Origin of the sequence: uncultured Tateyamaria sp., assembly GCF_947503465.1 — a bacterium.
Taxonomy (GTDB): Bacteria; Pseudomonadota; Alphaproteobacteria; order Rhodobacterales; family Rhodobacteraceae; genus Tateyamaria.
In genome coordinates, this window is sequence record NZ_CANNDN010000003.1 from 335,641 (window position 1) to 350,478 (window position 14,838).

At 57.4% G+C, this 14,838-nt stretch carries 15 protein-coding genes; 4 read left to right on the plus strand and 11 right to left on the minus strand.

Going from position 1 to position 14,838, the window contains the following annotated elements:
* Window positions 1–12: 12 nt before the first annotated feature.
* Window positions 13–1,368 carry a FliI/YscN family ATPase gene (locus Q0844_RS17555; RefSeq protein WP_299047552.1) on the plus strand — a complete coding sequence of 452 codons (1,356 nt, stop codon included), beginning with the start codon at window positions 13–15 and terminating at the stop codon, window positions 1,366–1,368.
* 85 nt (window positions 1,369–1,453) lie between these two features.
* On the opposite strand, the gene Q0844_RS17560 is transcribed toward Q0844_RS17555, so the two are convergent.
* From Q0844_RS17560 to Q0844_RS17585, 6 genes are all read right to left on the minus strand, one after another.
* A complete protein-coding gene (locus Q0844_RS17560; RefSeq protein WP_299047554.1) occupies window positions 1,454–2,242 on the minus strand; it encodes a DUF1217 domain-containing protein in 789 nt (262 codons plus the stop codon).
* Window positions 2,243–2,244: 2 nt separating this feature from the next.
* Window positions 2,245–2,646 carry a flagellar biosynthesis repressor FlbT gene (gene flbT, locus Q0844_RS17565; protein ID WP_299047555.1) on the minus strand — a complete coding sequence of 134 codons (402 nt, stop codon included), beginning with the start codon at window positions 2,644–2,646 and terminating at the stop codon, window positions 2,245–2,247.
* Complete coding sequence (gene flaF, locus Q0844_RS17570) at window positions 2,643–3,011, minus strand: flagellar biosynthesis regulator FlaF (protein WP_299047557.1); 369 nt, start codon at window positions 3,009–3,011, stop codon at window positions 2,643–2,645. The genes flbT and flaF overlap by 4 nt, the downstream gene beginning before the upstream one ends.
* A gap of 67 nt (window positions 3,012–3,078) precedes the next feature.
* Window positions 3,079–4,467, minus strand: a complete 1,389-nt coding sequence (locus tag Q0844_RS17575) for a flagellin (RefSeq protein WP_299047558.1) — start codon at window positions 4,465–4,467, stop codon at window positions 3,079–3,081.
* Window positions 4,468–4,678: 211 nt separating this feature from the next.
* Window positions 4,679–5,038: a flagellar biosynthesis protein FlgN gene (locus tag Q0844_RS17580; RefSeq protein WP_299047560.1), complete on the minus strand. Its 360-nt coding sequence runs from the start codon at window positions 5,036–5,038 to the stop codon at window positions 4,679–4,681.
* Complete coding sequence (locus Q0844_RS17585; RefSeq protein WP_299047563.1) at window positions 5,028–5,309, minus strand: rod-binding protein; 282 nt, start codon at window positions 5,307–5,309, stop codon at window positions 5,028–5,030. The genes Q0844_RS17580 and Q0844_RS17585 overlap by 11 nt, the downstream gene beginning before the upstream one ends.
* A 114-nt stretch (window positions 5,310–5,423) precedes the next feature.
* On the opposite strand from Q0844_RS17585, the gene Q0844_RS17590 reads away from it, so the two are divergent.
* Both Q0844_RS17590 and Q0844_RS17595 read left to right on the plus strand, forming a co-directional pair.
* Window positions 5,424–7,133 (plus strand): flagellar hook-length control protein FliK, encoded by a 1,710-nt coding sequence (locus Q0844_RS17590; protein WP_299047565.1) that lies wholly within the window; start codon window positions 5,424–5,426, stop codon window positions 7,131–7,133.
* Between the two features lie 3 nt (window positions 7,134–7,136).
* Entirely contained in the window at window positions 7,137–7,802 is a 666-nt protein-coding gene (locus Q0844_RS17595; RefSeq protein ID WP_299047567.1) for a flagellar hook capping FlgD N-terminal domain-containing protein, read from the plus strand.
* Here the strand turns inward: Q0844_RS17595 and Q0844_RS17600 are convergent.
* From Q0844_RS17600 to Q0844_RS17620, 5 genes are all read right to left on the minus strand, one after another.
* Window positions 7,799–9,118 carry an FAD-binding oxidoreductase gene (locus tag Q0844_RS17600; protein ID WP_299047569.1) on the minus strand — a complete coding sequence of 440 codons (1,320 nt, stop codon included), beginning with the start codon at window positions 9,116–9,118 and terminating at the stop codon, window positions 7,799–7,801. The two genes, Q0844_RS17595 and Q0844_RS17600, sit on opposite strands and share 4 nt — an antisense overlap.
* Entirely contained in the window at window positions 9,115–9,933 is an 819-nt protein-coding gene (locus tag Q0844_RS17605) for an ABC transporter permease subunit (protein ID WP_299047572.1), read from the minus strand. The genes Q0844_RS17600 and Q0844_RS17605 overlap by 4 nt, the downstream gene beginning before the upstream one ends.
* Entirely contained in the window at window positions 9,930–10,805 is an 876-nt protein-coding gene (locus Q0844_RS17610; RefSeq protein ID WP_299047574.1) for an ABC transporter permease subunit, read from the minus strand. Before Q0844_RS17610 ends, Q0844_RS17605 begins: the two co-directional genes overlap by 4 nt.
* Window positions 10,802–11,926 carry an ABC transporter ATP-binding protein gene (locus tag Q0844_RS17615; RefSeq protein ID WP_299047576.1) on the minus strand — a complete coding sequence of 375 codons (1,125 nt, stop codon included), beginning with the start codon at window positions 11,924–11,926 and terminating at the stop codon, window positions 10,802–10,804. Before Q0844_RS17615 ends, Q0844_RS17610 begins: the two co-directional genes overlap by 4 nt.
* Before the next feature lie 61 nt (window positions 11,927–11,987).
* Complete coding sequence (locus Q0844_RS17620) at window positions 11,988–13,070, minus strand: polyamine ABC transporter substrate-binding protein (protein ID WP_299047577.1); 1,083 nt, start codon at window positions 13,068–13,070, stop codon at window positions 11,988–11,990.
* A 151-nt stretch (window positions 13,071–13,221) separates the two neighbouring features.
* Between Q0844_RS17620 and Q0844_RS17625 the strand changes: the two genes are divergently transcribed.
* The gene (locus Q0844_RS17625) at window positions 13,222–14,619 is read left to right on the plus strand and encodes an aspartate aminotransferase family protein (RefSeq protein ID WP_299047578.1); all 1,398 of its coding nucleotides are present in this window, start codon (window positions 13,222–13,224) and stop codon (window positions 14,617–14,619) included.
* Window positions 14,620–14,838 lie beyond the last annotated feature (219 nt).

A 14,838-nucleotide genomic window follows, 5' to 3' on the forward strand; every position in this document is an offset into this window, starting at 1 on the left:
CAGGAGGATCCGATGCGCCACGCTGTACGATTGCAAATGCTGCAATCCAAACTTGCCGATATTCAAGTTGTCCGGCCAATCGGGAGGATTTGCGCCGCGCGTGGGAACGTTCTGAACGTTTCCGGTCTGAACGAAGTGGCGAAGATCGGTGATCGGGTTGAGGTCACGCGTCAATCCGGTGAGACCTTGTCAGCAGAAATTGTCCAACTCTCACAGACGGATGTGACCATCATTCCTGACGGCGCGTTCGAGGGCATAGCGCTCGGCGACCGGGTAACCATTGACAGCCAGCCAAAAATTGCGCCGAACGAGACATGGCTTGGCCGCATTGTTGATCCAAACGGAACGCCATTGGATGGTCGTCCCTTGGGGCAAGGTTTCGTCACCAGGCCTCTCAAATGTGCGCCGCCCGCTGCAGCAACTCGACGCGCTCTGGGTGCGCGTATGAACACCGGGCATGTGGTGTTTGACACAATGCTCCCGATTGTGCGAGGGCAGCGCATGGGCTTGTTTGCCGGGTCCGGCGTGGGCAAGTCCAGCCTTATGGGGCAATTCGCAAAGCGCATGTCAGCCGACATTGTCGTGATCGCGATGATCGGCGAACGCGGGCGGGAAGTGAGGCACTTCGTCGACGATGTTCTTGGATCCGAAGGATTGCAGCGATCCGTAATTGTTGCTGCCACTTCGGACCAATCACCCTTGTTGCGGCGCCGATGTGCCTGGACTGCGATGGCCGTCGCCGAGCATTTCAGAGACGAAGGGTTGTCAGTGCTGCTTTTGGCGGATTCCATCACCCGATTTGCAGAAGCGCATCGCGAAGTTGCCGTCGCCGCCGGAGAAGCACCGGTTCTACGAGGTTTCCCTGCATCCACCTCTCACATGATCATGTCCCTGTGTGAAAGAGCTGGACCAGGTGGTCCGAATCACGGCGATATCACGGCGGTGTTCAGCGTTCTTGTTGCCGGGTCGGACATGGACGAACCGATCGCAGACATCTTGCGCGGTGTTCTCGATGGGCATGTCGTCCTCGACCGCAGTATTGCCGAGCGAGGCCGCTTTCCAGCGGTGGATGTTTTGCGATCCGTTTCCCGAAGCCTGCCAGGTGCCGCAACCACTCAGGAAAATGAGATGATCGCCGAGACACGAAAACTCTTGGGCTCGCACGCTCAGAACCAAATGATGATCAGTGCCGGTTTATATACGCAAGGCACGGATCCAGACATTGATACGGCAATTCAAGCGTGGCCCCATTTGGACAAGGTCATGTCGGTCGTTCATGAGCAAGACGCTGCGCACAGCTTTGACCAACTTGCGCTGGCCCTGAGGCGCGGAGGCGGTCAGGTCGGAAAACAGCGATCGCCAAGATAGTTGGTTTAGGCGATGATGAGTACGTTAGAAACGAAACCAAGCCACGTGTTCAACTGCTTTCGAGCGTCCGAAACAAAGCGGTGCTTCAGCCACCGAGAAGCGTAAGAGCTATAGCTGCACCAGACGCACCACCACCGGATGCGCCGAGTTGTGCTCGGGCAAGAAAAGTGGTGATCAGACGATCAAGTGTCTCTGGTTCAGCAATCTCTGCCGGGCTGCTCACGCCAAGAATGCGTTCTGAGCGCTCTTGAAACACGGTCAATTGTTGATCGATGTCGACCTGACCGAAGGCCTCAGGCAATCCCAGTGCAGTTTCGAACAGACTGCGTAATGGTGGCTGGCCCATAATTCCGAACCACTTGGATGCATCAGTGCCATCGCTCTGCACCAAAGCCGGGAGTGTCCGCTCTGCATAGAGGGCAATTCGCATCGTGTCGTCTTGTTCACCTGTGGCGACTTCGAAACTGTTCGCTTGGAAACGGGCGATAATGTCTTCTGCAAATCCAGGTTGGACCCCACCGCGGAGCTCTCCGGGACCAAGTCCGAACGCTTCGGAAAAGTCGCGATACCTGCTGTCAGTAAATCTGTTGGCCAGTGCATCATCCGCGGTCGTTCCATCACTCAACATCTTTTGGATGAAGAAGGTGTTGTTGATGTCGTCAGACAGACCAAACGCACCCAAGGCGACGGTCAGGACTTGCCGGTCAGCGACCAACTCTTCGGCAGATGTAATCGAGGCGATCTTCTCGGCAAAATGGTCGGTATCACGTTTTAGCTGCGTCGACTCGCTGAACGTCGCGAGTTGCTGATCATATGTCCGCTGAAGGAACTGCCAGCCAACCAACCCGGATGATATGAGAACCGGTTGATACATGGTCAGTGATTTGCGGCGAGCAGGCGCTCTTCACGTGGTAACAACGCACGCAACGCTTTGAGACACTTGTAGTGATCATCTTGAAGCAGCGCATGCGACGCCAAATCCAGATGTTTGCGGCTGTCAGGGTCAACAAAAACCTGGCTCAGTTCTTCAATGCTTCGCAGCAATGGGTGACGCGCTTCCTGCTTGTCGCTGTCTCCGGACAGAACCAATTGGATGGCGTAGCAAACCCGTTTGACTGGTGTTTTGGCATCTTCAGGGTGAATTGCGTCTCGCAATCGCAAGATGTGAGCGTCCGGTGTGACGATCGCCAAGCGGCTGCGACGGTCACCATTTTCAATGACCGCGCCATTGATCAAAACACGTTCCTTGGGGCTCAATTTGAGGATCAGTCCACTCATGTCACCGCACCTTCCGATTTCAAGCCACGCAATACGGCCATGTTGATTTCGAGAAGCGGCAACACCGACGCTTTCTCGCGAAGAATGCGACCCGTATGATGTCGCGTGAAATCGGCCAGGTAGATAATCCGCGCCTTGAGTTCGTCAGGAAGCGGGTTGGCGTCGTCGGCGATATCCACCACCAAGGCAGTCCACAGTTTCTGGTTCAAATGAAGCGCATCAGCGAAGGCCGGGAAATTCGCTTTGGACTCGACCGCACGATCCCGCAGTTGTTGCGTGACTTTGGCAATCACTTCGTATTCTGACCTGCGACCACTTTTGGTGGATGTCGCGTGTTCGGCGTAACCCTTCAGGGCCTGGGACATCGCATTCAAGGTTTCACCTACTCATTTTTGAAAGAAGGAGGCGCGATATGCGCCTCCTTCAAGTGCGTTAACGGAAGAGCGACAGGATCGACTGCGGCGCCTGGTTGGCAATCGAAAGCGACTGCACACCCAACTGCTGCTGCGTTTGCAGCGCCTGCAGGCGTGCGGACACTTCCTCCATATCGGCGTCCACAAGCGACCCGATGCCCGACTTCAAGGAGTCTGTCAGGCTCGAAATGAAGCTCGACTGGGTTTCAATCCGGTTCTGAGCCGAACCAAATGCCGCCGACGCATCAATCGACTGTTGGATCAGACCGTCAATCGCGGCCAAAGCACCCGTCGCATCCTGTGTCACGTCAATGTTGGCCAGAGCGCCCAAACCGCCTGAGGACGCATTGGTGCCCGCAGTACCGCCCTGGGTGATCTGCGCGCTGAAATTGATCGCCGCGCCAGAAGCGTTGCTGATCTGGATTTCATTCTGGTTCACGTCGCCCGCAGTATTCGTGGTGCTGTTGATCGAAGCCGTGTAGTCACCGGATCCGGTGGCCGCACCAAAGAACGCGTTGATCTGACTGGTCAGTTGGGCTGCAACATCAGTTGTTGAATCGGATTCTGCGGCAACATAGCTGAACGTCCGTGCGCCGGTGGTAGTACCACCGCCAACAACATTGATCTCAAGGTCGCTCAGGTAGATCTGGTAAGTAGCACCAGCCTGAACTTCGTTCACGGAGAATGTTGCCGTGGTTCCGTCGGCCAGAGCCGTGGCCGCGTTGGTCGCTTCGTCGGTCAGGTCATCGTTTTCAAAGTAGGAGTTGACCGCGGCGCCAGTTGTGTCGGCGCCATCAGCAACCGTTGCACCGTTCAAAGCAGTGAATGCGGCGTTCGCCGCAGTCTGATCGGCACCGCCATCAGCCGTACCCAGAACTTGTGTTGCGGTCGCATCTGTCACCGAAAGGTTTTGCCGTACCACATCGATCGAGCTGGACGTCACATTACCGCTCGTGTCGCGGTCAAGCGATGCCAGAATTTCGAAATCAACCGCGCTTGATCCGTCAATCAGATTCTGACCGTTGAACTGGGCTGCGCCGACAACGGATGTGATCTGGGCTTCGAACGCGTCGATGTCAGCCTGAATCGCATCAAGATCGACATTTTCTTCCTGCGCCGCAACGATACGGCCTTTCATGTCAGTGAGAAGATCGGTGATGGTTTCGGAGGCGTTCCGTGCAACTGCAACGGTAGACTCGCCGAGCGACAGGCTTTCAGAGATTGCCTTGAACCCCTTGACGTCCGATTCCATCACTTTCGAGATAGCCCAGACGGCCGAGTTGTCCTTGGCGCTCGACACGGATTTACCGGTCGAAATCTCATTCTGTGTCATCGCCAGGTTTTTGTTGATCCCTTTGAGGGTTTGAAGCGCCACCATTGCGCTGTTGTTCGTAAGAATGCTCGACATGTGCATTTCCTTTTGTCACGGCGCTTTGCGCCCTGGTTTACGTCCCGCCCCCCATGGGACGGCCAAACTGCCGTTCTGACAAATGCACACCCCGTCTTGGGGTCATGCGCCACCCGTTATCAGGTGCGCCGCCACCTTTGCGATGATTTGACTAACGCTTCCCTAAGGAGCGCCAGCGGAAAGGCGCAGATTTGAATCAATAGCCAACATGCTACGCGCGTTTTTCCAGGGTCGTTCCGGGTTTTACGTCCACGCTTGTGCGACGCCCGCGTGCATCGTAGGTGTCCAACGACTCTCGCACGCGCCGGATCGCAGCAAGACGCCGGCCCACTGACCGGATACCGTCCGCTGCGGATTCCAGAAGTTCTTGATTGCGGGCAATCTTGGTGCGCAACTCGTTCGGGTCGATTGCCGCACTTGACCCAATGTCAGACAAGGCGTCGATAAGGCGGGATTTGCGATCATACAAACGGTTCACCACGTCCAGTTTGCCTGCAAGAAGCGCCTGACGCTCCGCATCCAGAAGATCATCCATTTCATCAACAACATCTTGATATTCTCTATGTTTCATTGCTGCGTTCCTTCAACGATTCAAACAACGCCTCCGCCAGGCCAATTCCGCCTGCTTCAACCATCTTTTCGGCCTGCGCTTGTACCAGGAAGGACGAAAACTGATCCTCGCCCGCGCCGCCGCCAAAAGTATCGCGGCTTTCGCCAAGCCCGGCTGATTTCAACATCTCCGCAAGAAATGCCGCCTCAAGCTGTTCGGCTGCCGCGCGCAGGGACGCGTCCCGACTTGAGGTCGTCGGCACCAACTGTGTTTGCACTGTGTCTGGGATCATCAGCGTTCCTTAGAATTCGAATGACTTTCCCGACCTTTGCGCAACAGCGGTAAAGAACCGGTAACCACGCCCGATGCAATGTGTCCCAGACGTGGAAGAAACCCGGAGAATTGTGTGCAACTTGTTCAAGTCATTGATGCGGCCAACACGACCAAGGGTCACGCTGGGCCCAAGAACCGATCTGACGCACCGGCGCCAGACACGCCGTTTGAAGGTGTTCTGAATCCAGACGTTCAGGCCGACGATGCAAACAAGGCGTCAGAACCGGCCGCCGCGCTGGACCGTACAGAGCAGTCGCCGCAACCAGACCAACATAAACCGCAGTTCGCCAATGAAATCTCTGTCACCCAAGGCGATGTTGAACAATCGCCCCTGGTGACCCGTTCCGACAGGCGTGCGGTCTCGTCGGAACAGTCCGGCCTGCCTGCAGTTACACGGAACCACACGCCAGTACGCCCACCTACCGACAGTAGCGCCCCTGCGAGCGCGCAAAGGACCGATAGCGTCCTCGGGGGAACTGATACTTCCAAAAAAGATTCTGCAAATCGAATACAGAATACGTCGCCAATGTCAGCGATGGTGGAGGGACTGGCGATCCCCGCAACCAGGTCTGTACACCACACGTCCTTTCCAATCCCAACGGGTCAAACCGCGAAGGCGGGCAAACTATGGGGCACAGCGCATGTCCAGATCACCGCAAGCAGCGACGGCCGAACACCGGTTGCCGCGCATCAGACGGGTCACAAGCATAACGCCGCAGCAGAATCAATGGCGTCCAACGGCGCTCCAAAAACACATGCTGTAGCACCAATCGTTCCGGTCACGGAGGGCACTGGATTCATACCGAATGCCGCGCCGACTGCCGTGGGACGATTTTTGCCCGACACCGATGCCGATACCATGCGCACGGGACAAACAACTGCGCCGGTAACGCAGGCGGGTCTGATTTCGGGTCGCGGCGACGGCGCTGCGATACCAGAGCAGGTCGCGACAACCAGTTCTCTGAGAGACAAGACAGCAGGCTCTATCCTGGCCAATTCTGCGCACAAGGCAGCGCCGCCTCAAGGTGCCGATGGTGTTCCAGCCGCGCCGGGCCCGACCGATCAAATCAAGTTTATGGTTGAGGGGCACACGCAACGGCATCAATTGGAAGACGGAACACCTGCCAACAGCGATATTGTCCCGAACAAAGACCGAATGAGACATGCAGACGCGGCTCCAAGTGCAACAAACACGGCTGCGTCGGACATGCCGAAAATGACACAAACAAACGCCATGCAGGACCAGACCGGGCCACTTGGCCCGTTGGGGACAGATGCCGACCACGCCGTGAAATCGGACCTCCCAATATGGGACACCCGCCCGGCGCCGGCAAATTCAAACCCCACCACGGTACAATCGCACCTGTCCCGCGCCGAGATACCGCCACATATCAGTCAGGCCATAGCCGATGCGTTTCGTCGCTCGCCTGACAAACCGATCGAACTTGCCCTCAACCCAGCCGAGCTTGGGCGCGTGCGGATGGTGATGTCCACCCAGGAAACAGGCATTGTCATCACGATCACCGCCGAGCGTGGAGATACGTTGGACCTGATGCGGCGCAACATTGATGATTTGGGAAAATCACTTAATGACCTGGGATTTTCCGACGTATCATTTGCATTTGAACAAGATCAGAATGCGTCAGGAGACCCTGACGGCAAGGCGCCCGACACATCACACGTTCCCTTGATCGCTCAGGACACGACGGACCAATCGAACGGTCCGGCGTCACCTGCGCCTTTGCAAAACATCGCCCTGACCGGCATCGACATGAGGCTTTGAACCATGGACATCAACCAAGTAACCGCAGCGGCAACCGGCCAGAACAACGCCTTCGGTAGTGCCGCGACATCCAGTGTACTCAGCTCAGATTTTGAGGTTTTCCTACAAATGTTGACGGCGCAAGCGAAGTATCAGGATCCCCTGGAACCCATCGATTCCTCCGAATATGCGGCGCAGTTGGCACAATTCTCGATGGTGGAACAGCAGGTCATGACCAACGACCTGATGCAAGAGATGCTGTCCGCCCTTGGCGCGAACGACATGTCTAGTGCCGCAAACTGGATCGGGATGGAGGCATTGGTTCAGGGCCCGGTTCGCTTTGACGGCACCCCGGTCACAATCGCCCCGAACCCACCTGTCGCAGCACAGGACGTGACGCTTATCATCACCAACGAACAAGGAACGGAAGTGGCGCGGCGCAGCCTGCCAGTCAGCGCGGAACCCTATGTGTGGGATGGTCTAGACAGCAGCGGTTCAGCCTTGCCGCACGGCGAATACAGTTTTCAAATCGAGAGCGCTGCGAACGGAGAGGTTTTGCTGACAGAACCCGCCCTGGCCTATAATAGGGTAACCGAAGCCCGCGTTGACAGCGGCAACACTCTGCTTGTTCTGGATAGCGGCTACATGGTGCTGGCGCAAAGTGTCACTGGCCTGCGCGAGCCAGGTTAAGGTAGGGCGTCGGCGATTTTGAACGCGGCATAGATGCCTGGCATTACTGCACGGCGCGCCACACCAAATGGAAACCGTTTTGCAGGCCGCGCCATGACATCGGGGTAATGCGCAGCACGACGCCCATGCGCGAGTGCCGCAAGAATGCTGCCGACATGGATCCCCATCGCAATACCGTTTCCGTGATAGGCGAATCCGGTAAACACGCCGGGCATGCCCGGTACCGGCCCAACAAAAGGCAAACGGTTTCGTGCAAGGCACACCATCCCGGACCAGACGTTTGCGACCTCCACCGCCTGCCAAGCAGGAAACATCTTGCGAAAGTCGTGTATTACAGCCGCACGCGCGGCATCTTCGGCGGGCGGGCTGGCACGCAAACCACCACGCATTCCGAACAGAAAACGACCATCCGGCATCAGGCGAAAGTAATGCAACAGATGGCGAGTGTCATAGGCCATCTGGTCGCTGGTCCAGCCCTGCGCTTGCACGTCTTCCGCGCTTAATGGCCGCGTGACGAGGACGGTGGATTGTGCGGGCATGTACCGACCGGCAAGCCACGTTGGAACATCTTCGCTTGAATATCCGTTGGTCGCGACAATCACTTGCGGCGCATACACAACGCCTTTTGATGTCGTGACCCGACCCGCGCCGATTTTCAAAGCCGCACTGTCACCATGAAACGCAACGCCCACGTTTGCGCAGGCATGGACCAGACCCGCCAGCAACTTTCGCGGGTTCAACCCAAAGCCGATGGGAACAGTGATGCCGCCATGGAACGGACCTGACATTCCCGCAGCCTTTAAATCGGTTGCGGACAGCACCTTGGCCTCAACACCATAGTTTTCCCGAATTGCCTGCGCTTCGGCTGTGAACGCGACAGCATCGCGATGCCGGTGAGCAAGGCAGGTTTCACCCACAGAATGCCGATCGACGTTGATGTCCAAGCCCCTGATCAGCGCATCCACCCCCTCGACCGCTGCACGTTCGGCCATCCGCCACGCGCGCCGCGCTGCAATGCCATAGGTCCGGTCAAGGCTCGCATCTCCGCGCATTCCGCCGCCCAAACAACAAAACCCTCCGTTCCGACCCGATGCACCCCAGCCGACCTGCTGCGCCTCCAGCAAGACAACCCGGGCACCCTCTTGCGCCAGGTGCAAGGCAGCGGACAACCCAGTGAAACCGCCCCCTACGATGGCGACATCGCACGTCACATCCCCTTCAAGGCGTGGGTGCGTCGGCAGTTCCGCAGTATTGTCCCACCAGCAGCCGTTACGCGGGCCCGCGCTATAGGCGAATGAAGGGAAAATACGGGTCATGCCGCCTGTTTGGCGGCCTGCTCATCCCTTTTGGCCCGCAACACTGCGTGTTTCGATGTCAACGACGCCACGATCACGCCAATAGTGACCAGCCCAATCAGAATGGTGCTCAGCGCGTTGATCTCGGGGCTGACCCCAAGCCGGACGGATGACCAGATCTTCATCGGCAGTGTTGTCGCGGATGGTCCTGAGGTAAAGGATGCAATGACCAGATCATCAAGGCTGAGTGTAAAGGCCAACAGCCAACCCGAAATGACGGCAGGGGCAATGATCGGCAGCGTGATCAACCGAAACGCGTCCCAGGGTGACGCCCCCAGATCAAGCGCCGCTTCTTCCAATGAGCGATCAAAGGTAACCAGCCGCGACGATACGACAACCGAAACAAAACACATGGAAAACGTGGTGTGTGCCAGAACGATCGTCAGGACACCCCGGTCCAGGCCCAGACCGATAAACAGCAGCAGAAGCGACAGACCGGTAATCACCTCGGGCATGACCAAAGGTGCATAGATCATTCCGGAAAACAGCGTCCGCCCCACAAACCGCCCACCGCGCACAAGGACGTAGGCTGCCATGGTTCCCAGCACGGTCGCAATCGTGGACGATATTACCGCAACCCGAAGGGTGACCCACGCCGCGTCCAGAAACGCTTCGTTCGACAGCAGTTCGCCATACCATCGGGTCGAAAACCCGGCCCACACCGTGACCAGCTTCGATGCATTGAAGCTGTAGATCACAAGGATCAGCATCGGGACGTAAAGGAACACAAAACCCAGCGTCAGCGACACGACATTGAAAGAAGACAGGCGGTTCATCCTTCGGCCTCCACCTGTTTCTGTTCGTTCCTCTGGAACAGAACGATTGGGATGATCAGGATCAGCAAAAGGATCACGGCAACCGCGGAGGCCACCGGCCAGTCGCGGTTCGAAAAGAACTCTTCGAACAGGACTTTGCCAATCATGAGGGTCCCGGACCCACCCAGCAGCGAGGGGATCACAAATTCTCCCAAAGCCGGGATGAACACCAGAAAGCACCCTGCAATGATCCCGTTGCGCGACAAGGGGATGGTGATCAACCAAAAGGCCTTCAACCGCGAACACCCAAGATCTTCGGCTGCTTCGATCAACGATCCATCAAGCCTGTCCAGCGCCGAATAGATCGGCAGGATCATGAAGGGCAAATACGTGTAGACGATACCAATATAGACCGCTGTATTCGTGTTCAGTATTGTGAGGGGCGCGTCGATGACTCCGATCCACATCAGAAACTGGTTCAGGAACCCTTCGCCGGACAGAATGCCAACCCACGCATAGACGCGGATCAGGAACGACGTCCAAAACGGCAGGATAACCAGCATCAACAACGTCGGACGCCAGTGTTCGGGCGCACGGGCCATCGCATAGGCCATCGGGTAACCGACCAGCAGCGTCAAAACCGTCGAAATCAATGCGATCTGCAATGAGCTGAGATAGGCCTTCCAATACAAATCATCTTCGGTCAAAAAGATGAAGTTTTCGAAATCAAGTTGCGACAGCATGTTCCAAATGCCGTTTTGGGCGGTCGGCGTGTAGGGCGGAATGGCAAGCGCGATGTCGCTGAGCGAGATTTTGAAAACCACCGCAAATGGGATCAAAAACAATGCCAGGAGCCACGCATAGGGCACTGCTATGAGGACCGCGCGCCTCATTCCTCGAGCAGCACGCCAGCGGTTTTGGTCCAGCTGACCCAGACCGGGTCTTCCCAGGTAAAATCCCGGCGCGATATGCGCCGAGTGTTTGCCACTTGTGCCTTGATGACGTCCCCCGTCTGCAGTTCGACGTGATAGGTGGACAAGTTGCCCAGATAAGCGATGTCCAACACCTTGCCTTGCAACGCGTTGTCCGCTTCGGGTTTGTCCTTGTGGATCGACACCTTCTCGGGCCGGATCGCCAAATGGCAGGTTTGACCATCCGCCAAGTCACGGGGGCTCGCCGCGCACACGGGCGCCTGACCGGCAGCCCATGTGATTTGGAACTCATCCGTCCCGACGGGCTTCGCAGTGCCATGCAGAATGTTCACGTCACCAATGAAGTCAGCAACATAGACACTGTCCGGGGCTTCGTAGATGCGTTCGGGTGTGGCGACTTGAATGATCCGCCCTTCGTCCATGACCGCAACACGAGACGCGACCGTCATGGCCTCTTCCTGATCGTGAGTAACAATGACAAAGGTCGTGCCCGTTTTTTCCTGAATGTCCATCAACTCGAACTGCGTGGCCTCGCGCAACTTGGCATCCAAAGCGCCCAGCGGCTCATCCAACAACAACAGCTTCGGCGCCTTCGCCAGCGACCTAGCCAGCGCAACCCTCTGACGTTGCCCGCCCGAGATTTGGTGCGGTTTGCGCCGGGCAAACTTCTCAAGCCGGGTCAGCTTGAGCATCTCGTCGACACGTGCAGAAATTGCTGCCTTGTCGCGGCTTTCCCGTCGCAGCCCGAAGGCAATGTTGTCCCAGATCGTCAAATGCGGAAATAGCGCATAGGACTGGAACATCATGTTTACGGCCCGCTTGTTTGCGGGGACCCCGGCAATGTCCTGGCCGGCCAGATCAATCGCGCCTTCGGTGGGGTTTTCGAACCCCGCCAACATCCGCATCATCGTCGTCTTGCCACAGCCCGACGGGCCCAGAAGGGCAAAGAACTCGCGTTCAAAAATGTCGAGGCTCAGATCGTCGATGGCGGTGAAGTCGCCAAAGCGTTTGGTCACATTGCGAAACCGGATCAGCGGCTTTTCGTTCGGGTCGTCCCAGGGGGCGAAAACAGTCTCTGCCAAGGGGAATTCCGTTCAGAATGAAAAGGGCGCGGGGGGCTGTCCCCGCGCCCACAGTCAGGCGTCAGGTGCCCGACTTGATCTTGGTCCACATGCGCGTGACCGTCCGCTGGACGCGTGCAGGATAGGGCGTTGTGGTATAAAGATTTTCCAACGTCGCCTCATCCGGGTAGATTGCCGGATCGCCGATCACATCCTCGACAAGGAACTCTTTCGACGCGGCATTGCCGTTGGCGTAGTAGACATAGTTCGACGCCTGCGCCATGTTTTGCGCATCCATGATGAAATTCAGGAAGACATGCGCGCCTTCAGGGTTCGGCGCATCTGCCGGGATGGCCATTTGGTCAAACCACATCAACGCCCCTTCGCTTGGCGCATTATAGGCGACTTCAACACCATTTTCGGCCTCGGCGGCACGGTCGCGGGCCTGCAGGATGTCACCCGACCAGCCAAAGGCAACGCAGATATCACCATTGGCCAGCGCGTTGATGTACTCCGAATTGTGGAACTTCTGCACATAGGGCCGGACACCCAGCAGGATGGGTTCGGCTTTGGCCAACACCTCCGGATCATGGCTGTCCGGATCTTCGCCGATGTATTTAAGTGCGGCCGGGATCATCTCGGTTGGCGCATCCAGGAAATGGACGCCGCAGGCTTGCAGTTTTTCCATGTTCTCGGGCTTGAAGACCAGGTCCAAAGACCCGAGTGGCGCATCCTCGCCCAGGATTTCCTGGACCTTACCCACATTCACACCAATCCCCGTGGTGCCCCACATGTAGTTGATGGAATATGCATTGTCCGGGTCATATTGCGCTGTGCGGGCTTCCACTACATCCCAAAGATTCTCTGCGTTGGGCAGCTTGGACGGATCCAGCTTCTGGAACGCACCCGCCGAAATCTGGCGCTGCAGGAAGGTGCCCGACGGCACCACGACATCATAGCCGGACGAACCCGCCAGCATCTTTGTTTCCAGCACTTCGTTGCTGTCAAACACGTCATAAATCAGCTCAAGCCCGGTCTCTTCCTCGAACTTGGTCAACAACTCTTCGTCGATGTAATCGGACCAGTTGTATACGCGTACTTCGTCGGCCAAAGCAGCGCCCGCCATCGCAAAGGCTGTAACCGTGGTCAGCAGTGTCTTCTTCATTGTGTACTCCCCGTATCACGCCCGGTATGCCCGGGTCAGCGCACATGAAATCAACTTTTGTTCCATGCGTCCAGCGGGATTGCAGTTGCCGGATTGACGGCCGCCACTTTGCCCATATTCTCGGCACGTTGTTCAACCGCCCGAGGGTTCCATGCCTGCCATCACCAATCATCTGCCCACATCCGAGCTACAAGCGTTGGACGCGGCCCACCACATGCACCCGTTCACCGCCGGGGGCGAGTTGGCGAAAAAGGGGGCACGGGTCATCACCCGGGCAAATGGCGTGTTCCTGCATGACAGTGAAGGGAACGAAATCCTCGACGGTATGGCGGGCCTATGGTGCGTAAACATCGGGTATGGTCGGGGCGAGTTGGCGGATGTTGCCGCACGTCAAATGCGCGAACTGCCCTACTACAACACCTTCTTCCAGACGACTCACGTGCCTGCCATCGCATTGGCGCAGAAGATCGCGGACCTGGCGCCCGGCGACCTGAACCACGTGTTCTTTGCCGGGTCCGGTTCCGAAGCCAACGATACCAATCTGCGCATGGTCCGTACTTACTGGGCGATCAAGGGCAAGCCCGAAAAACAGATCGTCATCAGCCGTAAGAACGCCTATCACGGATCCTCTGTCGGGTCTGGCAGCCTGGGCGGGATGACGGCGATGCACGAACAGGGCGGACTGCCGATCCCAGGCATTGTCCACATCAACCAGCCCAATTGGTGGTCCGAGGGCGGGGATGCGACACCAGAAGATTTCGGGCTCGCCCGCGCGCAAGAGCTGGAAGCAGCGATCCTGGCGCATGGCGAGGACAAGGTTGCCGCGTTTATCGCCGAACCTATCCAGGGCGCAGGTGGCGTGATCATCCCGCCCAGCACCTACTGGCCGGAAGTCCAGCGCATTTGCGACAAATACGAAATCCTTCTGATTGCAGACGAAGTCATCTGCGGATTTGGCCGCACCGGAAATTGGTTTGGGTCGCAAACGCTTGGGATCAGGCCGCACATCATGACTATCGCCAAGGGACTTTCGTCAGGTTACCAGCCCATCGGCGGGTCGGTGGTCTGTGACGAGGTGGCCGAGGTGATCGGGTCGGGCGAATTCAACCACGGCTACACGTACTCAGGACACCCGGTTGCAGCAGCAGTCGCGCTTGAAAACCTGCGCATCCTCGAGGACGAGAACGTTCTCGATCACGTTCGTGATGTCGCGATGCCCGCCTTGCACCAGATGTGGCACGGGTTGGCCGATCACCCGCTGGTCGGTGAAACCACGATCAGCGGCATGATGGGATCGCTGGCGCTCACGCCGGAGAAGAACAGCCGCGCAAAGTTCGCGATGGACGCAGGCACCGCAGGATTCATGTGCCGCGAACGTTGCTTTGCCAACAACTTGATCATGCGCCACGTCTATGACCGGATGGTCATTTCCCCACCGCTGGTCATCACCCCGGAAGAGATCGCGGAACTGGGCCGCCGCGCCCGCCGCGCACTGGACGAATGCCATGCCCTGCTCAAGGACTGCGACATGATGAAACCGGCCGCTTGACGGACATGTTCCGCCGTGAGGGGCCAGCCCCTCACACTCCCCGGGATATTTCCGGCCAAGAGAAGTAATGGGTTGTCGACCAATCGTTAACGTCAATTTAACTGAGATCGAACAACCATTGAGGCACGGTACAGGCGGGGACGCCGATGACCGTGCCGGGAGAAGTGCATACTTCTTTCCTTGAGGGATGCCTTGCATGGTGTCCCTCAATTTCTTCCG